This is a genomic window from Salipiger thiooxidans (genome assembly GCF_900102075.1).
Lineage (GTDB): Bacteria > Pseudomonadota > Alphaproteobacteria > Rhodobacterales > Rhodobacteraceae > Salipiger > Salipiger thiooxidans.
Map to the genome: position 1 here is coordinate 162,747 of NZ_FNAV01000001.1, position 23,393 is coordinate 186,139.

The window sequence follows — 23,393 nt, forward strand, 5'->3', positions numbered from 1 at the left end:
TTGTATACAGAAAGTGATGCAGACGATCAGGGAGCGAAGGGCGATGACGGAGACAGGCGGGAACCAGACGGACGGGCGGCTGAGCAACGACAGCGTGACCGGCGCCGAGGCGGCGGTGCTGTCGCTGGCGCAGCACGGGGTGCGTCACGTCTTCGGGCTCTGCGGCGACACCAGCCTGCCGTTCTACGACGCGCTCGCCCGGCTCAACCACGGCATCACCCACGTGCTGTCGCGCGACGAGCGCTCGGCGGGCTACATGGCGGATGCCTATGCCCGGGTGACCGGCCGGGTCGGCGTCTGCGAGGGCCCCTCGGGCGGCGGCGCGACCTACATCCTGCCGGGCGTGGTCGAGGCCAACGAGAGCTCTTCGGCCATGGTCTGCATCACCTCGGACGTGCCGGTGACCGCGCGCGGCCGCTACCCGCTGACCGAGCTCGACCAGACCGCGATGTTCCGTCCGCTCACCAAGACCGCAACCACCATCGACCACGTCGACCAGATCCCCGACGTCTTCCGCAAGTCTTTCCGCGCCGCCACCACCGGACGCCCCGGGGCCGCGCATATCGGCCTGCCCTACGACCTGCAGAAGCAGACGCTCGACCCCGAGCGGATCTGGGCCCAGCCGCGCCACGCCAGCTTCCCCGCCTACCGCGCCGGGCCGGATCCCGAGACCGTGGCTGAGGCGGCGGCGATCCTGCGCGCGGCGAAGGCGCCGGTCTTCATCGTGGGTGGCGGCGCCATCATCAGCGGCGCCATGGAAGAGCTCGACGAGCTTGCCACGCTGCTGAGGGCGCCGGTGGCCTCGACGGTCTCGGGGCACGGGGCGCTGTCGGACCTGCACCCGCTGGCGGTGGGGGTCGTGGGGGCCAACGGCGGCACAGACGAGACCCGCGAGGTGGTGCAGGCCGCCGACACCGTGGTCTTCGTGGGCTGCCGGGCGGGGTCGACCACCACCGAGCACGGCAGGGTGCCGGGCCGCGGTGTGCCGGTCATCCACATCGACATCGACCCGATGGTGGTGGGCGCCAACTACCGCTGCGACGCGGGCATCGTGGCCGACGCCAAGCTGGCGCTGAGCGCGCTCATCGAGGCGCTGCGCGACGCCGACCTCGCCTCGGGCGGAGAGCTGGCCGCGACGCTCGACGACATGCGGGCGCGCAAGTTCGCCATGTTCGACCGGCTCGCCCGCTCGGACGACCGGCCGGTCCGCCCCGAGCGGCTGCTGGCGGCGCTGCAGACCCACCTGCCCGAGGATGGCATCATCGTCGCCGATCCCGGCACCCCCTGCCCCTATTTCTCAGGCTACTACCGCTTCCCCAGGGCCGGGCGGCACTTCATCACCAACCGCGCCCATGGCGCGCTCGGCTTCTCGCTCTCGGCGGGGATCGGCGCGTGGTACGGGCGGCCCGACGCGACGGTGGTCTCGGTCATGGGCGATGGCAGCTTCGGCTTCGCGGTGGGCGAGATGGAGACCCTCACCCGCCTGAACGTGCCGCTCAAGATGGTGGTGATCTCGAACGCCTGCTTCGGCTGGATCAAGGCCAGCCAGAACGCGGGCTACGGTTCGCGCTACTTCTCGGTGGATTTCTCGCGCACCGATCACGCGCGCATCGCCGAGGCCTACGGCATCAGGTCGTGGAGCGTCAGCGACCCGGCGCAGGTCGACACCGCCGTGCGCGAGGCGCTGGCCCATGACGGGCCCGCGCTCATCGACATCGTGAGCCAGGTGCTTCAGGACACAAACGTACCGGTCTCGGCCTGGATGGGCTGAGCCCCTGCGCGCAGGCGCTCAGGCGCTCCAGTAGGCCGAGAAATAGCCGCGGTCGCGGGGCAGGTCCCAGTGCTTGCGGAAATGTGCCCGCGCGGTGCGCACCAGCCCCTGCTCGGCGGCGACCCAGACGAAGGTGTCCGCCTCGGGCTTCGGCTCGGCCAGCAGAAGATCCGCGAGGCTCTCGCCGCGGCCGCGGGTGATCCAGTTGATCTCGACGCCCTCGGGGCGTGGCATGTCCTCGCGGTTGCCCGCATCGGCAAGCTCGATCAGCACCTTGCCACGGCGCGCGGGCGCCGAGCGGGCGAGAATGCGGCGGATCGCCGGCAGCGCGGTCTCGTCGCCCGCCATGAGCAGCACGTCGCCCGCCGGGAAATCCCCGCCGCCCGGCCCCATGACCGCCACCTGCGTGCCGGGCGTTGCGTGGCGCGCCCACTCGGTGGTGCGCCCGCCGTCATGTTCGTAGACGTCGAATGTGAAGCGCCCGGCCTCGGCGTCGAGTTCGACGAAGGTGTAGGCGGCGCGGTGCAGCGTATCGTCACCCTCGGGCCAGGCGGTGCGCCCGCGCGCGTCGATGTGCGGCCAGACCGGGGCGCGGCCCTCGGGCGGCAGGATCAGCGAGAAGTGCATGCCGCCCACCGACAGCGCCTCGATGTTGTCGCAGGCCATCTCGACCCGCAGAAAGCTGGCGCCGACGCGGGCGACCGAGCGCACGGTGGCGAGGTGGAAGTTCGGCGGCACGTCGGTCTCGGGGGTGCCGCCCTCCCAGACCAGCGCCGCGCCGGCCTCGGGGAAGACGTGGTCGAGCAGATAGGCCACGCTCTCGCGCATCTGGTAGAGGTGCAGGGCGCTGGCGGCAGACACCACCACCGAGAGCCCCTCGGCGCCGGTGCTCAGCACCACGTCCGAGGCATCGTAGCGCACCGCGATGCCGGTCTCGCGGCGGGCCACCCGGTCGGTGAACTCGCGCACCTGGGTCTCGACGTGGTCGAGCAGGTCCGAGGGCAGCGTGCCGGCGAAGCGGGCAGTGCTGGTGACGGGGAAATCGCGGGAGGGGGAATGCTTCATAGCGGACACACCATGGGTTTGCCGGTGACGGGATCAGGTTCGACGCGCGCGGCGAGGCCAAAGGCGCGTTCGAGGTTATCGGGGGTCAGGACGGTCTCGGGCGCGCCGGTGGCGACGAGCCCGCCGCGACCGAGCAGCACCAGCACGTCCGAGAACCGCGCCGCCATGTTGAGGTCGTGCAGCACGCTCACCACGGTGAGGCCGGTATCGCGGTTGCGCTGGCGCAGCAGGCTCAGCACCTCGAGCTGGTGCACGAGGTCGAGAAAGGTGGTGGGCTCGTCGAGCAGCAGGAGCGGTGTGTCCTGCGCCAGCACCAGCGCGATCCACGCGCGCTGGCGCTGACCGCCGGACAGCTCGTTGAGCGGGCGCTCGGCCAGATGGGTGAGGTGCACCGCCTCGAGCGCGCGGGCGCAGGCGGCGGCATCCTCCTCGCGCCACGGCGACAGGAAGCCGCGCCACGGCGTGCGCCCGCGCCGCACGAGGTCGCCCACGGTGATGCCGTCTGGCGCCAGCGGATCCTGCGGCAGGATGGCGAGCCGGCGGGCGAGCTTTCCGCTGTGGCTGGCGTGGATGTCGTCGCCCTGCAGCAGCACGCGGCCGGATGCGGGCTCGATGAGCCGCGCCAGCGTCTTGAGCAGCGTGGACTTGCCGCAGCCGTTGGGGCCGAGGATGGCGGTCACCTCGCCTTCGGGGATCTCGAGGTCGAGCCCGTCGATGACGGTGCGGCCCTCGTAGCCGATGGTCAGCGCCTCTGCAGTCAGGCTCATAGTTTTCCCCTGTCCATTTCGCGCGACAGCCGCCACAGCAGGTAGGGCGCGCCGAGGATGCCGGTCATCACGCCGACCGGAAGCTGGATGCCCGGCAGCGCCGAGCGGGCGACGAGATCGGCGAGCATCAGCACCAGCGCTCCGGCCCCCGCCGCCGCGAGCAACCGCCCCGCGACGCTGGTGGCACCGGTGATGCGCGCGCCCAGCGGACCCGACATCAGCGCCACGAAGGGCACCGGCCCGGCCACGGCGACGCCGGTCGCGGCGAGCAGCACGCCGGTCGCGGCAAGACCGCGGCGCACAGCCTCGACCCGCAGGCCGAGCCCGGCGGCGAGGTCGTCGCCAAGTTCCAGCGTCTCGAGCAGCCGCGCCTGCCCCAGCGCCGCCAGCAGCAGCGCTGCGCCCGGCAGCCAGACCTGCGCCACATGGCCCCAGTCGCGCGCCGCGAGCGAGCCGGTGACCCAGCGCTGCGCCTCGGCGGCCTCGGCCTGCGGCAGCAGCGTCATCAGGAAGTTCGACAGCGCCGAGGTGAAGAACCCCATGCCGAGCCCCACGAGGATGATCGAGAGCGGCGGCGTGCGGTGGCCCCTGCGCCAGGCGATGCCGGTGACCAGCAGCGCGGCGAGGATGCCCCCGGCGGCGGCCACCAGCGGCATCGGTGCCACGAGGCCGAAGGCGATGGAGACCACCACCGCAAGCCCCGCGCCCGAGGTGAAGCCGAGGATGTCGGGCGCCGCCAGAGGGTTGCGGAAGAGCGTCTGGAACAGCGCCCCCGAAAGCCCGAGCACGGCGCCGGCGCCAAGCGCGGTGCCCACGCGCGGGCCGCGGATGGTGCCGATCATCAGCGCCGCCGGCCCCTCGCCGGTCACCAGCCCCTGCCAGAGCGCACCGGGCGCCAGCGCCACCTGCCCCCAGAGCAGCCCGGCCACGGAGCCCGCGACCAGCAGGATGATCAGCAGGGCGCCCCTCACGTGGCCGCCCCCGGGCGGATGCGGCGCGCGATCCACAGGAACACCGGCCCGCCGATCAGCGCGGTCATGATGCCGGCGCGGATCTCGGAGGGGGCCATGAGCAGCCGTCCCAGCGTGTCGGCAAAGGTCAGAAGCGCCGCCCCCGCCATGGCCGAGACCACCATCTCGGCCCGCAGGTTGTGGCCGCTCACCAGCCGCGCCAGCGGCGGCACCATGAGCCCGAGAAAGGCGATGGGCCCGGCCACGGCCACGGCGGCGCCGGTGGTCAGCGTGACCACCAGCAGCGCCCCGGCCTGCACCCGCCGCGGGTGGGTGCCGAGCCCGCGCGACAGCGCCCCGCCGAGCGACAGCGCCTCGATGCGCGGCGCGATGACCAGTGCGATGATCCCGCCGAGCGCGGCCACCGCCGCCATTGCCCCCAGCGGCCGGGTGGTCGCCTGAGTCAGCGAGCCCGCGACCCAGAAGCGGAACACGTCCAGCGTCTCCTGCCGCACCAGCGCCACCGCCGAGACCAGCGACAGCAGCAGCGCGTTCAGCGCCGCCCCTGCCAGCGTCAGCCGCACCGGACCCACGTCGCCGCGCAGGCCTCCGCCCAGCGCGAAGACCGCGATCGAGGCCAGCGCCGCGCCGGGAAAGGACAGAAGCGCGACCATCGCCTCGTCCGAACGGCCGAGCAGAGAGGTCCCGAGCAGCAGCGCGAAGGCAGCACCGGCGTTGACCCCGAGGATGCCCGGATCCGCCAGCGGGTTGCGGGTGAGCGCCTGCATCACCGTGCCCGCGACGCCCAGCGCCGCGCCCGCGATGATCCCCGCCATCAGCCGCGGCAGCCGCACCGCCACCAGCGTCACATGCGCCGGGTCGGACGGATCGAAGGCGAGAAGCGCGTCGAGATAGACCGAGGGCGCAAGCGCGCGCGCGCCGATGGTCAGCGACCCCAGCGCGCAGAGCACGAGCACGACTGCCACCCAGAGCATCCGCATCAGGGGGCGAGACCCGCCTTCGCGGCCGAGGGCACCACGGTCGCGGGGTTGCCGTCGAGCGCAAGCGCGAAGGGCTCCTCGAGCCGCTCGAGCGCGTAGGGCAGCGACAGCACGCTGCCAAAGGACATGTCGCCGGCGATCAGCTCGTCGGCAAAGACCTCGCGGCCCTCGGCATAGGCGCCGAGCGTGCGCCGCATCGCCAGCGCCACCAGATCCGCTGCGCGCTCGGCCGACGAGATCCAGACCAGCAGGTCGGCGTCGATGGGCGACAGGTCCTCGGGCGAGAGCGTGGTGTAGAAGCCGTCGATGGCGGCGGTCTCGGCCAGTGCGTCGGGGGCGCGGAAACCGAGCTCCCGCAGGAAGCGCGCGCGGGTGTCCTCGGCCATGAAGGCGCCGGTCTGACCGCCATCATGCCAGGCGGCGACGGCGGTGCGCCCGGCCCAGTCCGGATGCCGGTCGCGGGCCGCGGCGAACGTGGTCTCGACACCCGAAATCAGCGCTTCGGCCTTGTCCTCCATGCCCAGCGCCCGTCCGACGGTGCGGGTCTCGGACTGCCATGGCGTGCCGTAGGTCGAGAACTCCTCGGACTGCATCAGCACCGGCGCGATCTGGCTCAGCATCGCGTATTCCGCCTGAGAGATGCCCGACCCGGTGCCGAGGATCAGGTCCGGGGCAAGGCTGGCGACGGTCTCGATCGAGACCTCGCCGGTCATCATCACGGGCTTGGCCTCGCCGAGGTAGGGCTGCGCCCAGGGCCAGACCCCGTAGGCGTAGTCGCCGTACCAGTAGCGCGTACCCACCGGAGCCACGCCGAAGGCCAGCACCGTGTCATGGGTGTTGTAGCCCAGCGAGACCACCCGCCGCGCCGGGCGCTCGAGCACCGTCTCGCCGTAGGCATGCACGAAGCGCAGGCCGCTCGCCTGTGCCATTGCCGCGGGCGCGGCCAGCAGCGAGCCGGCTCCGGCGAGAAGGCCCCGGCGGCTGATCCGCGACGGGGCTTTGGGGGTGTGGGCCGAGCTCAAGGCATCTCTCCTCTGGCGTCTCTGGCATCTGCGGCGAGGGAGAGGGGCACCGGGTGCGGTGCCCCCTTCCGGGTCACCACTTGTATTTCAGCGAGGCGCGGATGGTGCGGCTGTCGCCGTAGTATTCCGTTCCGTAGTAGTTGGTCGTGACGTATTCCTTGTCGAAGAGGTTCGACACGTTCATCGTCAGGTCGATGTCATCTGTGAGCGCGTATCCCAGCGCCGCGTCGACCAGAGTGTAGCTGTCCACGTCCACGGTGTTGGCATCGTCTCCCCAGGTCTGGCCGACGAAGCGCACGCCAAGGCCCAGCGTCAGGTCGCCGCGCCGCCCGGCACCGGGGATGGTATAGTCGGCCCAGAGCGAGGCGATCTGCTCGGGCACCCGCGCGGGGCGGTTGCCGTCGTTGCCCGAGATGCCGTCCTCGAGGATCTCGGCGTCCCAGTAGGAATAGGCGGCGGTCATGTTCAGGCGCTCGTTGAGCGCGACCTTGCCCTCGAGCTCGATGCCGCGCACGCCGATCTCGCCCACCTGCCGCTGCACGGTCGGGCTCACGTAGGTGTTCACGTTGGTCTGGGTGAGGTCGAAGATCGCCGCGGTGAAGAGCGCGTTCATGCCCTCGGGGCGGTACTTCATGCCGATCTCGTACTGCCGGCCCTCCTTGGCGTCCTCGGTCAGGTCCCAGACGTTGGGTTCGAAGCTCTCGGAGTAGTTGCCGTAGAAAGATAAGTTCGGCGTCGCCTTGTAGGTCAGCCCGACCCGCTTGGTGAGCGCGGTGAAGGTCTCGTCCTCGGTGCTGCCGGTGCCCGGGTAGCGGATCGACACGTCGGCGAGGTCGTAGCGCAGCCCGAAGGTCGCGATCCACTGCTCGGCGAAGGTCAGCTCTTCCTGCAGGTAGATCGACTTGGTGGTCTGCTCGGGCTCCCAGTCGACGTAGTCGTAGAGCGTCAGGCAGGAGCGGCCGCAATACGAGATGTCGTTGATGTCGATGCCGTCGGCGGTGCCGGATTTCGCCACCTCGTCGACCTTGATCCAGGTGTATTCGAGGCCGAGCAGGGTCTTGCTCTTCACGTTGCCGAACTGCGCATCGTACTGCAGCTGGTTGTCCCAGGCGAACTGCTCGCTGTCGGAGTTGACGGCAAAGGACGAGCGGTCGAGGGACGGGTCGAGCTGGGCGCCGTAGACCTGCTCGTATTCCATCTCGAACCAGCCGTAGCGGGCGTTCGAGCGGACCTTCAGCCCGTTGCCGAAATCGTGGCGCAGGGCGAAGCCGAGGTTCTTCTCGATGGTGTTGAGCTCGTTGAAGTCGGGCTCGCCGAGGAAGGTGTCGATGTCGAGATCGGCGCCCTCGGGGAAGCCGGTGCCGGGCACGCCGTCGCGGTCGTTGTAATTGGCGAAGAAGGTCAGCTCGGTGGCGTCGCTCGGGCGGTAGGAGAGCGCGAGCCCGAGGTACGTCCGGTCATCGCCGGAATGGTCGTAGGAATAGGCCCCGTCTTGCCACTTTGCGGTGACGCGGTAGCTCCATTTCTTGTTCTGGCCGAGCACGTCGCCAAAATCGGTGCCGATCTCGCTGTAATCCTCGCCCACCGTGGTGTGGACCTCGCCGAAGCGATAGAACTTCGGCGCCTTGGTGACCTGGTTCACCAGCCCGCCCGGCGCGTTGAGCCCGAAGAGCGCCGAGTTCGCCCCCTTGAGCACCTCGACCCGCTCGAAGGCGTAGGGTTCGCTGCGCGAGAAGGTCCAGCCGAAGCCCCGCACCGGCAGCCCGTCGCGGAAGGTGCCCATGGAGAGCTCGTCGAAGCCGCGGATGCGGTAGGCGTCGTAGCGGTCGTCGGCGCCCCACTCGTCCACCGTCACGCCGGCGGTGTAGGCGAGGATGTCCTGCAGGTTCCCGGCGCCCCGGGTCTCGATTTCCTTCTGGGTAATGACAGAAACCGAGGCGGCGCTGTCCATGATGTCGGTGTCGGTCTTCGAGCCGGTGGACTCGGTGCCGGCCACCAGCGTCTCGCTGTCGCCCCCGGTGGCGACGTAGAGCGTGCCGAGATCCTCGTAGGCGGTCTGCGCGAGCGCGGCGGCGGGCAGGATCAGCGCGGTGCAGGAGAGCAGCACCGGCAGGGCGGCGCGTCGGCTGCAGGGAAAACACGAGAAAAGCGCGACGGGACGCGCTTGGGCGGGCAGATGCGACATGTGGTCGGAGTCCAGCGTTCGGGGGGTGAGGGTCCGGCTGGGCCCGCGGGCAAGCGCTCGCAACACGGGATAGTCTGGCGGGACGAATGGGCCAATACCCGAGTCTTTTACCAAGTTACTGCGGAATGAAAAGCAGGTCGTGGAAATGCGGGGGCCGACGATGTGTCATTCCTGCACCGTGCCCCTTGCAAGGGCGCTGTCAGCGCGCCCTTCTGTGGCTGTCTTCGCGTGCCGGTGGGCTCAGTGCGGCGTCGTCGCGTCGCCGTCTTGCGCGTCGTTCTCGTCGGGCGGGACGGTGGCCGCGTAGAGTGCCCCCAGCAGCAGCGCCGGGGTCAGAAGCCAGGCGAAGATCGCAAGCACCACCCCGCCGCACGCCGCCCAGACCGTGATGCCGGTGGCGATGCCGAGCCCGCCGAAGGCCGATGCGATGCCGAAGCCCGCGCCGCGCGGCAGGGCGCGTCTTGCCTCACGGGGCTCCTCGTCAGACGCCGACGATCCCCGACCCTTGGGGCCGCTGGTCACCTCGCAAAGACCTGTGACAGCCACAGGCGGGGTCCTGGAAAAACGTGCTTCGGACATCTGGGGCACCCTTCGTGTTCGCTACAACCTCACAATAACACAAAACACCAGTGATATAGTCGTCTTTTGGTAGCATGGCCCGTTCGTTGTACACGGCCCGCTTGGAAAATCATTCTCCTGCAATCTCGTCCGGGGCCGCGTTCCTTGCGGCTCCGGGCTCACCGAGCGCCTTGCCCGCAGCCACCGGGTCGCGCAGCAGGTCCTGCAATGTCAGCGACTCGATCAGCAGCAGGTAGCTCCAGAAGATTTCGCCGAAGACCCGGCGGAGCTGGCAGGTTTCCTCGTCGTCACAATCCTCGCAGCGCCGGTAAGAGCGGCGCGACAGGCAGGGCAGCGGCGCGATGGGGCCGTCGATCTGTTGCAGGAGCTCGCCCAGCGACACCTTCGACGGCTCGCGGATCAGGAAGTACCCCCCTGCCCGGCCCCGGCGCGCGCCGAGATAGCCCGCCTTGCGCAGATCCAGAAGAATATGCTCGAGGAATCGCTTCGGCGCGCCGGAGCGCTGCGAGACCTCTTCGATGGTCAGCGCCGCGCCCTTTTCGAGCGCCCCGAGCGTCATCAGCGATTTCAACGCATATTTGGTCTTCTGGGTGATCATATCACGAGTAAATCACCAAATTCGTGGCTGGAGAAGTCGTCATTTAGTTAATTCACGATAAACTCGGTAGACTTATTGTTAATTTGAGGCATCCTCGGAGCACCGACACGCAAACGAGGCTGACCGATGGAGCTGGACCGTATCGACCGCAAGATCCTTGCGACCCTCATGGCCGATGCCGCGACGCCGCTGGCGCGGCTCGCCGATCAGGTCGGGTTGTCGCAGACGCCGTGCTGGAAGCGCGTGCGTAAGCTGCAGGACGCGGGAATCATCCGCGGCCGGGTCGCGCTGGTCGACCCGGAGCGGCTGGGGCTGGGCCTGACCGTCTTCGCCGAGGTTTCGGCGCCCGAGCAGAGCGCCGACTGGCAGGCGCGCTTTGCCGAGGTGATCGCCGACATCCCCGAGGTGATGGAGGCCCACCAACTTGCGGGAAGCCACGACTACGCCCTGCGCATCGTGGTCCGCGACATGGCCGGTTTCGAACGCATCCGCAGCCGCATCACCGAGGCGATCCCGGTGCGCGGCCTCTCGGCCAGCTTCGCGCTGAAGCGGATCAAGTCCGAGACCGTGCTGCCGATCGACACCCGCTCGGCCTGACGGGGACCGCCCCGTCGCAGGCATCGCGTGCCGGCTGGCGCTGCGGCACCTGCCGCCCCTGGCATCGCGCGGATTGCCGGACCGCACTCCCCGCCCTGCACGCCAAGATTGCAGGTGAGGTTTCTGCGGACACATCATGTCGCGGCCCGAGGACGATCTGTTGCTGCTGCGAGGCGTCGCCCGGGGGACAGGGCGGCGATGCGTCGTCTGTACGAGCGTCACCACGACGCGCTCTGTGCCTTCATCCGGATGCACTGCGACCACGACACCACCGCGAGCGACGTGATGCACGACACCATGCTGCCGGTCAGGCGCTCGGCGGCGCTATTTCAGCAGGCGCAGCGCGGTCCGGTCAGGGGCGGGAGACGGTGATCACCAGTTCGGGCCGCGCCCCCAACGCCGCTTCGGCGGCCTCGAGCGCCGCCGCGTCGGTGAAGCCCAGAGTGTAGAGCCCCGGCGCGCTCGGCCCGTCGACGAGCTTGGCGCCGGTCTCGCGCAGCAGCGCCGTGATCTCGACCAGCGTGGCGTCGTCGGTGAAGGCGACCAGCAGGGTCGGCGTCGCCACGATCTCGCTTGCCGGGACGAAACCGCCGGTCTCCGGCCCCGGGAGCTGCGGGACCACGACGAATTGCCAGACCACCACCGTAGCGGCGACAATGCCCGCGACCCTGAGCAGCGCCAGCCCGCGGTTGTCGTTCGCGGCGCGGGGCGCGCGGTCGGCCTCGATGCTGTCCGAGAGCCGCGCCCGGCCGGTGCTGCGCGCGCCCTCGGGCACCGGCGTCGCCCCCAGCGCATCCGCCGCCGCCCGCATCGCCGCTCGCTCGGCCCGCAGGCCCGGTTCCCTGGCCAGCTCGTCCTCGAACGCCACGCGAGCGGCGGGCGAGAGGCGGCTCTGCATGCAGGCCAGTAGACGGTCGTCGCGGTTCATGGTTGCTCCCTTCCGGTTCATCTGCCTCATCCCAGAGTTCCCCCCGGAACAGAAGGGCCGAAACGCGCCACCGGCGGCGCTTTGCACATCCCTTCTGCAGCTTCGGTCACGCGACTGGCCCCGGGATCCTGCTGCGTCACCGCCGGGTCGGGCCCGGCCACATCGGTGATCTCGGGGACGTCGAAGCTGTCGGCGATCTCGACCTCCGCGCCGTTCAGGGGATTGTCGTCGCCGGTGCCGCCTGGCAGGTTGTCTTCGCCACCACCGCCGGTGAGCGTGCCGTTGCCCGCGCCGCCGTCTGTGACGTTGTCGCCCGCATCGCCCGCCAGCATGTCGCCCTGCGCCGGGCCGGTGAGGTTCTCGAAACCCGTGTCCCGGATCCGCATCAGGGCGTGGCGTCAAGCGCCGCTGCCTCGGGGAAGACGCCCGCGCCGTAGCCGATGTCGACCGCGCAGGTCTCGATGCGCTCTTCCAGCGCCGCGACCGCATCGACGGTGTTGAAGACGACGCCCACCGTGTTCGGCAGCCGCTCGATGCGCGACGGCGCTCTGCGCGCGGGAGATGTTCGTGGAAGTGGCCGACCAGGTCCGGTGAGCACCATGGCGCGCTGCCGGTAGCGGCACAACGCCCCGACGCGCCTTGCCAACGGCCCCAAAAGAAACACCCCCGGCGCCACCGGCACCGGGGGGACTGGATCTGCCAGGGCCCGCCTTGCGGCGGGCCGTGTCGCCGGGTCAGCGCTTGGCCGGGCGTGCCTTGGACGTGGCGGGCATCTCTATATTGATCTCGAGGCTCGAGACGTCGTCGTCCCGCTCCATCTTGATCTCGACGTCGTCGTCGCTGACGTTCATGTACTTCCGGATCACCGCGATCAGGTCGTATTGCAGCTGCGGCAGGTAATCCGGAGTCTCCGAACCGGCAGACCGCTCGTGGGCGAGAAGCAGCTGCAGCCGGTCCTTCGCGGTCTGCGCCGACTTCGGGCGGCGGGCCTTGAGGGAGAAACCGAACAAGCTCATGCGGACCGCCCGAAGATCCGCTGGATGAAGCCCGGACGCTTCTCGCTCTCGATCTTCATCTCGACATCCTCTCCGGTCAGCCGCGCCACCGCGTCCTCGTAGGCCTTGCCCGCGGCCGAGGGCTCGTCGAGGATCACCGGCACGCCGACGTTCGACGCCCGCAGCACCGCCTGGCTCTCGGGCACGATGCCCAGAAGCGGCACGGCGAGGATCTCGAGCACGTCTTCCACGGTCATCATCTCGCCCTTGTCGATGCGGCCCTGATCGTGACGGGTGATCAGCACGCGCGGGCGCACCGGCTCGGAGGCGCCTTTCTCGGCACGATGGGTCTTGCTGGCCAGCAGGCCCAGCACCCGGTCGCTGTCGCGCACCGACGAGACCTCGGGGTTGGTCACGACCACGGCCTCGTCGGCGAAGTACATCGCCAGCTGGGCGCCGCGCTCGATCCCTGCCGGGCTGTCGCAGATGATGTAGTCGAACTCTTCCTTGAGCTCGTTCAGGACGGCCTCGACGCCTTCCTTGGTCAGCGCGTCCTTGTCGCGGGTCTGCGACGTGGGCAGGACGAACAGCGTCTCGAGCCGCTTGTCCTTGATCAGCGCCTGCTTCAGCCGCGCGTCACCCTGGATCACGTTGATGAAGTCGAAGACCACGCGGCGTTCGCAGCCCATGATCATGTCGAGGTTCCGCAGGCCGACGTCGAAGTCGATCACCACGGTCTTGTGTCCCAGCTTGGCCAGTCCGGCGGAAATTGCCGCGGCCGAGGTCGTCTTGCCAACACCGCCCTTGCCGGATGTGATCACGATGATCTTTCCGAGGGGCGGCTTGTCCTTGAGTTGCGTCGTCATGCGAGCGCCTCCACACATAGCCTGTCATCCTTGAGGAAGACCTGCACCGGGCAGTTGCCCAGGTCATCCCCGATACTTTCGCTCGTCCGGTAGAGCCCCGCGATGGCCAGAAGCTCTGCGCTCTGGCTCTGGCAGAAGATGCGGGCGCTCTCGTCGCCGTGGCATCCCGCCATCGCCCGGCCCCGCATCCGCCCGTACACATGGATGTTGCCGGCTGCCACCAGTTCGGCCCCAGAGGAGACCGACCCGATGATCGTCAGGTCGCCGCGCTCGGCCACCACCATCTGCCCCGAGCGCACCGGATGGGTGATCACCCGGTTGTCGGGCGGCAGCAGGCGGTCGATCTTGCGCTTGCGCTGGGTGGCGGGCTCGGGAAGCGGCGCCTCGCGGCCCACCTTGACCGGGATCAGGCCCAGCCCCTCGGCCGCCTCGACCTGCTTCGGCCCGGCGTTCTGCACGCCGAACACCAGCAGCCTGCGCTTGCGAAGCTCGTCGACCAGCGCACCGATGCGCATGCGGTTCTCGAGCCCCGGCACCTTTTCGAAGTCGATCACCAGCGGTGCGCCCTCGAGAAGTTGCGGCGACTGCTCGAGCTGCGCGTCGAGCGCCTCGAAGAAGGCGGCGTTTGGGGTTTCGCTTTCCACACGAATGGCGATCGCGGTCATGAAGCGACCGCGGATCTGGAATGGCCTGACACGCGCCGGGGCGTCGTCTCCCCGGCCTTGGGGGGTCTGTGCTGGCACCTTGCTCTGTGCTCCTGCTCTCGTTCCGTGTCGCGACTCGCTCGCGCTCTTGTTATCTTTCATCCCTAGTACGGGGGCATGCGCCTCCGCAGCAGGGAAATCACCGACCGGACGGTTTGAGCAGGTTCCCGCCAAATTTGGCCGAACCCTGCCGAGCGGAGCCTCTACACTGTCGCGTTGCCGTGCTGCAAGAGGCGAAGGGCGCCCCCTGCCCTGCTCAGCGCATCATCAACGCTTCTTCATGGCATCGAGCAGCGCCGCACCGAGCGCGCCGGGAGCCCCGCCGCCCTGCGACTTGCCGCCACCGCGCGGGCCCTTCGGCCCCTGTCCGCCACCGTCACGGCCCCGCGGGCCCTGCCCGCCGCCGTCGCGCCCGCGCGATGCGGACCGGCCGCGATCCCTGTCGCCGCCGCGTTCCGCCACATCGCCGCCGTCCTTGCGCATGGAGAGCCCGATGCGCTTGCGCGGCACGTCGACCTCGGTCACCCGCACGCGCACCACGTCGCCGGCCTTCACCACCTCGTGCGGATCCTTGACGAAGCGATCGGCAAGCTGGCTCACGTGGACCAGACCGTCCTGGTGCACACCAATGTCGACGAAGGCGCCGAAGGCCGCGACGTTGGTCACGGTGCCTTCCAGCATCATGCCGGGACGCAGGTCGGTGATCTCTTCCACGCCGTCGGTGAAGGTCGCGGTCTTGAAGCTCGGACGCGGGTCGCGGCCCGGTTTCTCGAGCTCGCTCAGGATGTCGCGCACGGTGGGCAGGCCGAAGCTGTCGTCGACGAACTGCTCGGCGCGCAGCCCCTTCAGCGCTTCGGGCTGGCCCATGATCTGGCGGATGTCGCGGCCGCAGGCCTGCACGATGCGGCGGGCCACGTCATAGGCCTCGGGGTGCACCGACGAGGCGTCGAGCGGCTCGGCACCGTCGCGGATGCGCAGGAAGCCGGCGCTCTGCTCGAAGGCGCGCGGCCCGATGCCCGGCACCTTCATCAGCGCCTTGCGCGAGGGGAAGGCGCCGTGGGTGTCGCGGTGCAGCACGATGTTCTGCGCCAGCGACGGCCCGAGCCCCGCCACATGCGCCAGCAGCGGCGCCGAGGCCATGTTGAGATCGACGCCGACGGCGTTCACCGCGTCCTCGACCACCGCCTCGAGCGCGCGGGCCAGCAGGCGCTGGTCGACGTCGTGCTGGTACTGGCCGACACCGATGCTTTCCGGCGTGATTTTCACCAGCTCCGCCAGCGGGTCCTGCAGGCGGCGCGCGATCGAGACCGCGCCGCGCAGCGACACGTCGAGGTCGGGGAATTCCTTCGCCGCCAACTCGGAGGCCGAGTAGACCGAGGCGCCGGCCTCGGAGACCACGACCTTGGTGGGCTTCGGCCCCTCGAGCAGCTTCAGCGTGTCGGTCACCATGCGCTCGGTCTCGCGGCTGGCGGTGCCGTTGCCGATGGCGATGAGCTCGACGCCGTGGCGCTTCACCAGCCGGGCGATCTCGGCCTGCGCGCCACGCAGGTCGTTCTTTGGCTGGAACGGGTAGAGCGTCGCGGTCTCGAGCAGCTTGCCGGTGGCATCGACCACCGCCGCCTTGACCCCGGTGCGGATGCCCGGGTCGAGCCCCAGCGTCGCCTTGTTGCCCGCCGGCGCCGCCAGCAGCAGGTCCTTGAGATTGCGGGCAAAGACGTTGATCGCCTCCTCGTGGGCGCGCCGACGCAGGTCGGCCAGCAGGTCCACGTACATGGTCAGGCTCAGCTTCACGCGCCAGGTCCAGCCCGCGGCGTCGCGCAGCCACTGGTCGCCGGGTCCTTCGCCGGGGATGCCGATGGCCTTCGCCACGATGGCCACCGCGCGCGCCGGCCCGGTTTCGGGCTCGGGCTCGATGCCCACGGTGACGATCTCTTCCTTCGAGGCGCGCAGGATCGCCAGCGCCCTGTGCGAGGGGATGTCCCGCCATTTCTCGCTGTGGTCGAAATAGTCCGAGAACTTGGCCCCGGCCTGTTCCTTGCCGGGCTGCACGCGGGCGGTGATCACCGCCTCCTGCTTCATGAACTCGCGCAGGCGGCCCAGCAGGGCGGCGTTCTCACTCAGCGATTCTGCGAGGATGTCGCGGGCGCCGTCGAGCGCCGCCTTCACCGTCTCGACGTTCCCGCCGACGAAACGCTCGGCCAGCAGCTTGGGGTCGGCATTGCGGTTCCCGGTGATCGCCGCCAGCAGCGGCTCGAGCCCGTTCTCGCGGGCGATCATCGCCTTGGTGCGGCGCTTGGGCTTGTAGGGCAGGTAGATGTCCTCGAGCGTGGCCTTGGTCTCGGCCTGCGCGATGGAGCGCGCCAGTTCCTCGGTCAGCTTGCCCTGCCCCTTGATCGTCTCGAGGATCGCGCCCCGGCGGGCTTCCATCTCGCGCAGGTAGACCAGCCGGTCGCCCAGGGTCCGCAGCTGGGTGTCGTCGAGCCCGCCGGTGGCTTCCTTGCGGTAGCGGGCGACGAAGGGCACCGTGGCGCCGCCGTCGAGCAGGTCCACGGCGGCCACGACCTGCTTTGGCGTGGCGGCGATCTCGGTGGCGATGGTGCGGGCGATGCGCTCGGCGGTCTGGTCCAAGACGGTCTCCTCTGGTTCGAGACTGCCGTAGTATCCCTACGCCCGGCGCACGCCAAGCCCGACCCGCATGACCTTGCCGATCATTTCGGGGTTTCCCGCCGATGCCCTCCCGGGCCACGGCGTGACGTAGCGTGACGGGGCGCGGCATGTCCGCCACCGGCCCCGCCCCGTGCCGCACGGTTTTTTTGTGGCCGCCCGGCCAAGGTGGCACTCTGCCCTCTGCATCCGACAGGCGAGATACGGGAAGACCAACGCGATGGCGCCGCGCGTGACACAGAAGAACCGCTCGGAACTGATCTGCGCCGCGCTGCGCTCGGCCATCCTCAAGCGCGCCCTGCTGCCGGGCATGAAGCTGCCCGAGGATTCGCTGGGCGAGCGCTTCGGCGCCAGCCGCACGCTGATCCGGCAGGCGCTGGAACGGCTTGCCGCTGAGGGGCTGGTCGAGCTGCGCCACAACCGCGGCGCCGAAGAGCTGCTGCGGCAGGCGCTGGGCTCGGGCGCCGACCTGCTCGGCGGCTGCCCCTACACCGACAGCGATCCCAGGGGGCATATCGCGCGGGTCTTCGCCATGGCGCAGGACTTCGGCGTGGATCTCGACTGCCACCGCGATTTCGACCCCGACACGCGCGGGCGGCATCTCGACGAGGTGGCGAAGCAGACCATCGCCCATGGGATGCAGGGCCGCGTGACCATCGGCCACGTCACCAAGCTGTCGATGCTGCCGCCCGAAGCGCTGCACGAGACCGTCGCGCTGATGCGCGACGCGGGCATCGCGCTGACGGTGCTGCCGGCCGGTCTGGGGGATGAAAGCCGGGCGCATGACCTTCGAGGCACGGCGGCCGAGGCTCTGCCGACCGGCCTCTGCCACGCCCCACGCGGCCTTCGCGCAGTCCGAAACCGGGCGCTAGAGCGTGCGCCTCATGCCCCGTCGCGCTCCTCGTCGCACTTGGGCCCCTGCGGGACGCCGCCCAGCGCCTCGCGCAGCTCGGCGATCTGCGAGGCCACCGGCGCGCTGTGCTGGAAAGCGCGGTCCGACCATGCGCTGAAGCGTTCGAGCAGGGGCAGGAAGGTCTGGACCTCCTCGTCGGTCCAGTCGCGGAGGAACGAGCCCAGCACCAGGAGCTTGTAGGTGCGCACCGCCTCGACCATGGCGGCGCCGGACTCGGTCAGCTCGAGCACCGTGCGCCGGGCGTCCTCCTGGCTGACCGCGCGCCGCACGAAGTCGCGGCGGATCAGGTCGGCGCTGATGCGGCTGGCGCGCGAGGGGTCGATGGCGAGCCGCGTCGCCACGGTGCCCACCGTGGTCTCGCAATCCGCCTGCTCGCCGAACTCGTTCACCGGCGCGCGCACCGCCATCAGCACGTCGAGCTGCGCGAGATCAAGCGGCAGCCCGAGCTCGTCCAGCGCGGTGCGCCCCAGCTCGCGCTTCATCACCCGACGCCGCCAGCGTTGCAGGATCGCGTCCACGTCCAGCGCCGCCTGCGACACCTCGCGCGCGATGCCCGCCCGCTCCAGATCGTCCTTCAGCTTCTCGTCTCTCCGGCTCAAGCCCGCCTCGTTCATTTTGTGTGCTATTGACATATAAATGCCATCAGCACAGATATAGGGACAGTTCCATTCTGCCCCAAGGGTCCCGCGCGCACCAGATCGCGTCGGGCCGCACCTGTCCTTTCCCCAAGGAGACGCGCCAATGGCGCCATTCGACAGCAGTGCCACGATTGCCGCGACGCCCGAGGCCGCGGAGTCTGTGCCTGTCCGGCTGGTGCTTGCGGCGGTGGCGGCGACACTTCTCTTCGCGTCTCTGGGACAGACCATCGTGTCGACCGCGCTGCCGGTGATGGTCGCCGACCTCGGCGGCATGGACAAGATCACCTGGGTGATGACCGCCTACCTGCTGGCCTCGACCATCGGCGCGCCGGTGGCGGGCAAGCTCGGCGACCTCTACGGCCGCAAGCTGGTGCTGCAATGGGCCATCGGCGTCTTCATCCTTGGCGCGGTGCTCTGCGGCACGGCGCAGAACATGTGGATGGTGATCGGCGGCCGCATCATCCAGGGCTGCGGCGGCGGTGCGCTGATCGTGACCTCGATGGCGGTGGTCGGAGACCTGCTGCCCGCCCGCGAGCGCGGACAGGCGCAGGCCGTCCTTGGTGCCGCCTTCGGGATCTCGACGGTGATCGGCCCGCTGCTGGGCGGCTTCCTCGTCCAGAACCTGAGCTGGCACTGGATCTTCTTCGTCAACTTTCCCGTCGGCCTCGCCGCCTTCATTGTCCTCAGTCAAGCCCTGCCCCGCCGCAGCGACCGCCGGCGCAAGTCGGTGGATTACGCCGGCGGCGCACTGCTGGCCACGCTGCTGGCCTCGCTGGTGCTGATCTCGAACACCGGCGGCACGGTCTTTGCCTGGAGCAGCCCGCAGCTGCTGTCGCTCGCGGTCATCGCGCTGAGCGCGCTGGCGCTCTTCATCCGGGTCGAGCGCCGGGCGGAAGAGCCGATCCTGCCGATGAGCCTGTTTGCCAACAACACCTTCGTGGTGGTGAATTTCGTCGGCATCCTCGTGGGCATGGGCATGTTCGGCACCATCACCTTCCTGCCGTTCTTCCTGCAGGTGGTGAAGGGCGTCTCGCCGACCACCTCGGGCCTCTTCCTCGTGCCGATGATGGGCGGGCTGCTGACGGCCTCCATCGCCTCGGGCCGCTACATGGCGCGCTCCGGGCGCTACAAGCTGCTGCCGGTGCTGTCGACCGCTCTGTTGGCAGTGGCGATGTTGTCGATGACCACGCTCTCGGTCGACAGCCCGCTTTGGCTGATCGCGCTGTCGATGATCGGCATCGGGCTGGGGATCGGGCCGGTCTATTCGATCGGCGTGGCGGCGATCCAGAACGCGATCCCGGTCTCGATGCTGGGCGTCGGCACCGCCAGCGCCAACATGTTCCGGCTGATCGGCGGCGCCGTCGGCACCGCGGGCTTCGGCGCGCTGTTCAGCACCGGGATGGCCCGCAACCTCGCCGGCCAGCTGCCGCTGGCGGCCGAGGGCGGAATTCGCAACATCGGCGCCGAGATGGTCAACGCCCTGCCGCCCGAGACGCGGCTGCAGGTGATGGAGGGCATCTCCCACGCCCTGCACCCGGTGTTCTGGATCGCGGCGGCGGCTGCCGTTCTGGCCTGCCTCGCCTCGATCATGCTCCGCGAGCTGCCGCTCTCGGGCTGAGACGGAACAGCTCCCGAGCGCCCACCGGTTTGGGAGGACCCGAGGCGCTCCAGACCCCGACCGGATGCTCCCCCGGTCGGGGTTCGTCGTATCCGGTCCTTACCAGACGCGGTCGAGCAGGCTGAGCCAGTTCTCCCCCATCACCCGGCGGATCTTGGTCTCGGACCAGCCGGCGCGCTCCATGGCGGCGGTGAGGTTGGGGAAATCGGCGATGGAGCCGAGCCCGTCGGGGAATTCCACCTTCCAGATCTCGGTGAGCTGACGGGCATAGCCCTTGTCGCGGTTGAGATACTCGAAGAACTTCGCGCCGTAGCCCATGGTGAAGTCGGTGCCGAAGCCCACCCGTTCCTCGCCCACGAGGTTCACGATGTAGTCGATGGCCGCCACGTAGTCGTCCACCGTCGCGTCGTTGCCCGCGGCAAGGAACGGCGGGAACATGGTCACGCCGACGAAGCCGTCATGCCCGGCGATGAAGCGGAGCTGTTCGTCGGACTTGTTGCGCGGGTGCGCCTTGAGCCCCGCGGGCAGGCAATGCGAATAGGCCACCGGCTTCTTCGAGGCGAGGATCACCTCCTGCGAGGTCTTGGGCCCGACGTGGCTCAGGTCGCAGAGCATGCCGACGCGGTTCATCTCGGCCACCACCTCATGGCCGAAATCCGAGAGGCCGCTGTCGGTGCTCTCGTAACAGCCCGAGCCCACGAGGTTCTGGGTGTTGTAGGTCATCTGGACGATGCCGACGCCCTGCTCCTTGAAGAGCTCGATGAACTCGAGCCGGTCCTCGAAGGCCGCGGTGTTCTGGAAGCCCAGCACGATGCCGGTCTTGCCCGCGGCCTTGGCGGCGCGGATGTCGGCGACGGTCTTCGCCTTCACGATGAGGTCGGCGTTCTCGCGGAAATGGGTGTTCCATTCCCCGATCGCCGACATGGTGTCGCGGAAATTCTCCCAGACCGAGCAGGTGCAGTTGGCGGCGGTGAGCCCGCCTGCTGCCATCGCCTCGAAGATCGGGCGACCCCAGTCCGAGATGATGAGCCCGTCGAAGACGATGAGATCGTCGTGCAGCGTGGTCATGTGGTGGTCCTTCGGTCAGAGATAGATATTGCGCACGATGGCGTCGTGATCGCCCGCCATGGCGCGGACGTCGCCGCCGTCCACCACCTCGCCGTCCCTCAGGACGATGAAGCGGTCGGCGGCGCGGAAGGCGAGGTTGAGGTTCTGCTCGACCATCAGCATGGTCACGCCGTCCTCCTTGAGACTGTCGATGATGCGGGCGATCTCTTCGCAGAACTGCGGCGAGAGCCCGCCCGAAGGCTCGTCGAGCAGCAGGAGCCGCGGCCGGGACATCAGCGCGCGGCCAATGGCAACCATCTGCTGTTCGCCGCCCGAAAGCGTGCGGGTGGCCTGCTTGCGGCGCTCCTTCAGACGCGGGAAGCGGTCGTAGATCTGCGTCAGCGTCTGCGACAGCTCCCGCCCGCCCCGTCGCATGGCGCCGAGCCGCAGGTTGTCCTCGACGGTGAGGTCGGGGAACAGATCCCGCGCCTGGCTCACCTGCGCGATGCCGAGCGCGAAGATCCGGTGCGGCGACAGGCCCGCGGTTTCCTGCCCGTCGAAAAGCACCGAGCCCGAGGTCGGACGGACGAAGCCACAGATCGCGTTCATCGAGGTCGACTTGCCCGAGCCGTTGGCCCCCAGCAGGGTCAGGCACTCGCCCGGCACCACGTCGTAGGAGGCGCCGCGCAGGATGGGTTTCTTGCCGTAGCCCACGTGCAGGTCACGGATCTTGAGGAGCGGTTCAGGAGTGTCCAAGGTAAGCCTCCAGCACGGCGCGGTCTTCGCGGATTTCCTCGGGGGTGCCCTCGGCGATGCGCGCGCCCGCCGCCATCACGAGGATGCGGTCGGCGGCGGCCATCACCAGCTCGACCGCGTGTTCGATGAGCAGGATGCCGACGCCCTTCTCGCCCGCCAGACGGTGGATGATCTCCATCATCTGCGCGCGCGCCTCCGGCGACAGCCCCACGGCGGGCTCGTCGAGCAGCAGGACCGGCGGGTCCGAAGCGACGGTGCGCACGATCTCGACGATGCGCTGCTGCCCGCCTGAGAGGTCGCCCGCCCGGGTGTCGGCCATGTGCTCCATCGACATCAGCTTCAGCAGCTCACGGGCGCGGTGGATGTTCTCGGCCTCGGATTTCAGCGCCTTCGAGCGCCCGAGCAGGATGTCGAGGAACGAGCCATGGGTCTGCGCATGCAGCCCGGTCAGCACGTTCTCGAGCACCGTCAGCGCCGGGAACAGCCCGCCGTTCTGGAAGGTCCGGCGGATGCCGCGCTCGGCGATCTCGTGCGGAGTGAGCTGCGTCAGCTCGTGGCCGTGCAGGTGCACGGTGCCAGAGGTGGGCGTCACGTAGCCCGAGATCGCGTTGAAGAGCGTCGACTTGCCGGCACCGTTGGGGCCGATGACGGCGCGGACATTGCCTTCCTCGAGGGTGAAGGACACGTCGTCGAGCGCCGTCAGCCCCGAGAAGCGGACCGACAGGCTCTTTACGTCGAGAAGGGTCATGGGGCCTCCCGGTAGAAACGTTCGACGAAGACGGGGGACAGGCGGCGCAGCAGGCTCGCGAGCCCCATCGGCATGGCCACGAGCACACCCGCAACGATCAGGCCGAAGAAGAGCTCTTCCATGCCCGGGAAGGCGCGCAGGTATTCCGGCAGCGCGGTCAGCAGAACCGCCCCCAGTACGGCGCCGAGCACCGAGCCGAGCCCGCCCACCAGCACCATCGCGAAGGAGGCGATGAGGTGCAGCATCCCGAAGCTTTCCGGGAAGACGTGGCCCACGTGGCGAGCAAAAAGCGCCCCCGCGCACCCCACGACGAAGCCCGACCACATGAAGGTGACCAGGATCACCCGCGCCGTGGGGATGGCGAGCGAGGCCGTCGCGATCTCGTTCTCGCGCACCGCCATCACGGCGCGACCGAAGCGCGAGCGCATGAGGTTCAGCGTCGCCTTCACCAGCAGCACGGTCACCCCGAGGAAGATGTAGAACTTCAGCGAGTCGTCCCCGAGCGAGATGCCGAAGAGCGCCTCGCGCGGCATCGGCATGCCGTCGGTGCCTCCGGTGACGGGCTTGGCGTGCAGGTAGGCCCAGCGCATCAGCTCGCCGAAGGCCAGCGTGATGATCGCAAGATAGTAGGTCCGGATCCCGCGCAGGGCGGCAGCCGAGGCGAGAAACCCGCCCAGCGCACCGAAAGCGCCCGCAAGCGGGATGGTCAGCAGCCACGGCACGCCGAGCTTGGCGGCAAGGATCGCCGAGGCGTAGGCGCCGATGCCGAAGAAGGCGGTGTTGGCAAAGGCCAGCTGGCCGAGATTGCCGATGGTGAGCGTGAAGCCGAGCGTCACCAGCACCGAGATCAGCATGCCGTTGGCGATGAACTGGGTGTAGGGGTTGGTGGCGAGCGGCAGGAGCAGCAGCAGCACGGGCACCGCCCAGAAGGCATAGGTGCGCAGGCGGCGTTGCGTGGCGGTGGGCATGGTCTGGCTCATG

Annotated in this window: 24 protein-coding genes and 1 pseudogene; 5 read left to right on the top strand and 20 right to left on the bottom strand. The window is 69.4% G+C overall.

Going from position 1 to position 23,393, the window contains the following annotated elements; translation table 11 throughout:
* Nucleotides 1–43: 43 nt before the first annotated feature.
* Complete coding sequence (locus BLQ77_RS00780; protein ID WP_242661590.1) at nt 44–1,771, top strand: thiamine pyrophosphate-binding protein; 1,728 nt, start codon at nt 44–46, stop codon at nt 1,769–1,771.
* A gap of 18 nt (nt 1,772–1,789) precedes the next feature.
* On the opposite strand, the gene BLQ77_RS00785 is transcribed toward BLQ77_RS00780, so the two are convergent.
* The 8 genes from BLQ77_RS00785 to BLQ77_RS00820 form a co-directional block, all read right to left on the bottom strand.
* Nucleotides 1,790–2,836: a siderophore-interacting protein gene (locus BLQ77_RS00785; protein ID WP_165616993.1), complete on the bottom strand. Its 1,047-nt coding sequence runs from the start codon at nt 2,834–2,836 to the stop codon at nt 1,790–1,792.
* Complete coding sequence (locus tag BLQ77_RS00790; RefSeq protein ID WP_089954261.1) at nt 2,833–3,603, bottom strand: ABC transporter ATP-binding protein; 771 nt, start codon at nt 3,601–3,603, stop codon at nt 2,833–2,835. Before BLQ77_RS00790 ends, BLQ77_RS00785 begins: the two co-directional genes overlap by 4 nt.
* Nucleotides 3,600–4,574 carry a FecCD family ABC transporter permease gene (locus BLQ77_RS00795; protein ID WP_165616994.1) on the bottom strand — a complete coding sequence of 325 codons (975 nt, stop codon included), beginning with the start codon at nt 4,572–4,574 and terminating at the stop codon, nt 3,600–3,602. Before BLQ77_RS00795 ends, BLQ77_RS00790 begins: the two co-directional genes overlap by 4 nt.
* Nucleotides 4,571–5,539: a FecCD family ABC transporter permease gene (locus tag BLQ77_RS00800; protein ID WP_165616995.1), complete on the bottom strand. Its 969-nt coding sequence runs from the start codon at nt 5,537–5,539 to the stop codon at nt 4,571–4,573. The genes BLQ77_RS00795 and BLQ77_RS00800 overlap by 4 nt, the downstream gene beginning before the upstream one ends.
* Nucleotides 5,540–5,553: 14 nt before the next feature.
* On the bottom strand, nt 5,554–6,576 hold the full coding sequence (locus tag BLQ77_RS00805) for an iron-siderophore ABC transporter substrate-binding protein (protein WP_089954267.1): 1,023 nt from the start codon (nt 6,574–6,576) through the stop codon (nt 5,554–5,556).
* Between the two features lie 73 nt (nt 6,577–6,649).
* Nucleotides 6,650–8,761, bottom strand: a complete 2,112-nt coding sequence (locus tag BLQ77_RS00810; RefSeq protein WP_089954270.1) for a TonB-dependent siderophore receptor — start codon at nt 8,759–8,761, stop codon at nt 6,650–6,652.
* Between the two features lie 240 nt (nt 8,762–9,001).
* On the bottom strand, nt 9,002–9,307 hold the full coding sequence (locus BLQ77_RS00815) for a hypothetical protein (RefSeq protein ID WP_131821973.1): 306 nt from the start codon (nt 9,305–9,307) through the stop codon (nt 9,002–9,004).
* A gap of 142 nt (nt 9,308–9,449) precedes the next feature.
* The gene (locus BLQ77_RS00820; RefSeq protein WP_089954275.1) at nt 9,450–9,938 is read right to left on the bottom strand and encodes an RrF2 family transcriptional regulator; all 489 of its coding nucleotides are present in this window, start codon (nt 9,936–9,938) and stop codon (nt 9,450–9,452) included.
* Nucleotides 9,939–10,064: 126 nt separating this feature from the next.
* Between BLQ77_RS00820 and BLQ77_RS00825 the strand changes: the two genes are divergently transcribed.
* Together BLQ77_RS00825 and BLQ77_RS28615 are read left to right on the top strand one after the other, a co-directional pair.
* Nucleotides 10,065–10,535 (top strand): Lrp/AsnC family transcriptional regulator, encoded by a 471-nt coding sequence (locus BLQ77_RS00825; protein ID WP_089954278.1) that lies wholly within the window; start codon nt 10,065–10,067, stop codon nt 10,533–10,535.
* Between the two features lie 198 nt (nt 10,536–10,733).
* Complete coding sequence (locus BLQ77_RS28615) at nt 10,734–10,907, top strand: hypothetical protein (RefSeq protein WP_165616996.1); 174 nt, start codon at nt 10,734–10,736, stop codon at nt 10,905–10,907.
* On the opposite strand, the gene BLQ77_RS00830 is transcribed toward BLQ77_RS28615, so the two are convergent.
* The 7 genes from BLQ77_RS00830 to BLQ77_RS00855 all read right to left on the bottom strand — a co-directional run bounded on the left by BLQ77_RS00830 (nt 10,888) and on the right by BLQ77_RS00855 (nt 16,656).
* The gene (locus tag BLQ77_RS00830) at nt 10,888–11,463 is read right to left on the bottom strand and encodes a hypothetical protein (protein ID WP_089954281.1); all 576 of its coding nucleotides are present in this window, start codon (nt 11,461–11,463) and stop codon (nt 10,888–10,890) included. The genes BLQ77_RS28615 and BLQ77_RS00830 overlap by 20 nt on opposite strands.
* Before the next feature lie 26 nt (nt 11,464–11,489).
* The gene (locus tag BLQ77_RS00835; protein WP_089954283.1) at nt 11,490–11,849 is read right to left on the bottom strand and encodes a hypothetical protein; all 360 of its coding nucleotides are present in this window, start codon (nt 11,847–11,849) and stop codon (nt 11,490–11,492) included.
* Complete coding sequence (locus tag BLQ77_RS28375; RefSeq protein ID WP_131821974.1) at nt 11,849–12,064, bottom strand: hypothetical protein; 216 nt, start codon at nt 12,062–12,064, stop codon at nt 11,849–11,851. Before BLQ77_RS28375 ends, BLQ77_RS00835 begins: the two co-directional genes overlap by 1 nt.
* A 133-nt stretch (nt 12,065–12,197) precedes the next feature.
* A complete protein-coding gene (minE, locus tag BLQ77_RS00840) occupies nt 12,198–12,479 on the bottom strand; it encodes a cell division topological specificity factor MinE (protein WP_008885621.1) in 282 nt (93 codons plus the stop codon).
* Nucleotides 12,476–13,324 carry a septum site-determining protein MinD gene (gene minD, locus BLQ77_RS00845; RefSeq protein WP_089954286.1) on the bottom strand — a complete coding sequence of 283 codons (849 nt, stop codon included), beginning with the start codon at nt 13,322–13,324 and terminating at the stop codon, nt 12,476–12,478. Before minD ends, minE begins: the two co-directional genes overlap by 4 nt.
* The gene (minC, locus tag BLQ77_RS00850; protein ID WP_224948645.1) at nt 13,321–14,067 is read right to left on the bottom strand and encodes a septum site-determining protein MinC; all 747 of its coding nucleotides are present in this window, start codon (nt 14,065–14,067) and stop codon (nt 13,321–13,323) included. Before minC ends, minD begins: the two co-directional genes overlap by 4 nt.
* Nucleotides 14,068–14,295: 228 nt before the next feature.
* On the bottom strand, nt 14,296–16,656 hold the full coding sequence (locus BLQ77_RS00855) for a Tex family protein (RefSeq protein ID WP_089954293.1): 2,361 nt from the start codon (nt 16,654–16,656) through the stop codon (nt 14,296–14,298).
* Between the two features lie 256 nt (nt 16,657–16,912).
* Here BLQ77_RS00855 and BLQ77_RS28620 point away from each other — a divergent pair.
* A pseudogene (locus BLQ77_RS28620) lies at nt 16,913–17,461 on the top strand (GntR family transcriptional regulator); the annotation flags it as partial.
* A 113-nt stretch (nt 17,462–17,574) separates the two neighbouring features.
* Here BLQ77_RS28620 and BLQ77_RS00865 read toward each other — a convergent pair.
* Entirely contained in the window at nt 17,575–18,204 is a 630-nt protein-coding gene (locus BLQ77_RS00865; protein WP_242661591.1) for a MarR family winged helix-turn-helix transcriptional regulator, read from the bottom strand.
* A gap of 142 nt (nt 18,205–18,346) precedes the next feature.
* Here BLQ77_RS00865 and BLQ77_RS00870 point away from each other — a divergent pair, with 142 nt between their 5' ends.
* Nucleotides 18,347–19,861 carry an MDR family MFS transporter gene (locus BLQ77_RS00870; RefSeq protein ID WP_008883960.1) on the top strand — a complete coding sequence of 505 codons (1,515 nt, stop codon included), beginning with the start codon at nt 18,347–18,349 and terminating at the stop codon, nt 19,859–19,861.
* A 99-nt stretch (nt 19,862–19,960) separates the two neighbouring features.
* On the opposite strand, the gene BLQ77_RS00875 is transcribed toward BLQ77_RS00870, so the two are convergent.
* Genes BLQ77_RS00875 through BLQ77_RS00890 form a run of 4 tightly spaced genes read right to left on the bottom strand, consistent with a single transcriptional unit; the run spans nt 19,961 to nt 23,392 of the window.
* Nucleotides 19,961–20,929 (bottom strand): dipeptidase, encoded by a 969-nt coding sequence (locus tag BLQ77_RS00875; protein WP_089954301.1) that lies wholly within the window; start codon nt 20,927–20,929, stop codon nt 19,961–19,963.
* A gap of 15 nt (nt 20,930–20,944) precedes the next feature.
* Nucleotides 20,945–21,664, bottom strand: coding sequence for an ABC transporter ATP-binding protein (locus tag BLQ77_RS00880; RefSeq protein ID WP_089954304.1), 720 nt, complete (start codon nt 21,662–21,664; stop codon nt 20,945–20,947).
* Nucleotides 21,651–22,412, bottom strand: a complete 762-nt coding sequence (locus BLQ77_RS00885; protein WP_089954308.1) for an ABC transporter ATP-binding protein — start codon at nt 22,410–22,412, stop codon at nt 21,651–21,653. The genes BLQ77_RS00880 and BLQ77_RS00885 overlap by 14 nt, the downstream gene beginning before the upstream one ends.
* The gene (locus BLQ77_RS00890; protein WP_089954310.1) at nt 22,409–23,392 is read right to left on the bottom strand and encodes a branched-chain amino acid ABC transporter permease; all 984 of its coding nucleotides are present in this window, start codon (nt 23,390–23,392) and stop codon (nt 22,409–22,411) included. The genes BLQ77_RS00885 and BLQ77_RS00890 overlap by 4 nt, the downstream gene beginning before the upstream one ends.
* Nucleotide 23,393: the final 1 nt, after the last annotated feature.